This window comes from Bacillus cereus group sp. MYBK216-1 (genome assembly GCF_051916495.1).
Taxonomy (GTDB): domain Bacteria; phylum Bacillota; class Bacilli; order Bacillales; family Bacillaceae_G; genus Bacillus_A; species Bacillus_A thuringiensis_K.
Genome location: NZ_JBQAGT010000048.1, coordinates 1 through 532 on the forward strand (window position 1 = coordinate 1; position 532 = coordinate 532).

The following is a 532-nucleotide window of genomic DNA, read 5'->3' on the forward strand; positions in this document are numbered from 1 at the left end:
TCCCGTTAGACCTGTTTCTCCCGTGGCTCCGGTACTTCCCGTTGACCCCGTATTTCCTGTTGGTCCTGTGCTTCCGGTTGAACCCGTTACTCCCGTTGGACCTGTTTCTCCCGTTGGACCTGTTTCTCCGGTTGCCCCGGTACTTCCCGTTGGACCCGTTTCTCCGGTTGTTCCCGTACTTCCCGTTAGACCTGTTTCTCCCGTGGCTCCGGTACTTCCCGTTGACCCCGTATTTCCTGTTGGTCCTGTGCTTCCGGTTGAACCCGTTACTCCCGTTGGACCTGTTTCTCCGGTTGCCCCGGTACTTCCCGTTGGACCCGTTTCTCCTGTGGCTCCTGTACTTCCCGTGGCTCCCGTATTTCCTGTTGCTCCCGTAGTTCCTATGGCTCCTGTATTCCCAGTTGTTCCTGTATTTCCCGTCGCTCCGGTACTTCCCGTGACTCCTGTATTTCCCGTTGGACCTGTATCTCCCGTGGCTCCTGTACTTCCCGTTGAACCCGTATTTCCTGTTGGTCCTGTGCTTCCGGTTGAA

Annotated in this window: 1 protein-coding gene; it reads right to left on the reverse strand. The window is 56.6% G+C overall.

What is annotated here, in order from left to right:
- Window positions 1-532 (reverse strand): hypothetical protein (locus tag ACTFRH_RS30930; protein WP_440049342.1); only part of this gene is annotated, 532 nt, incomplete at both ends.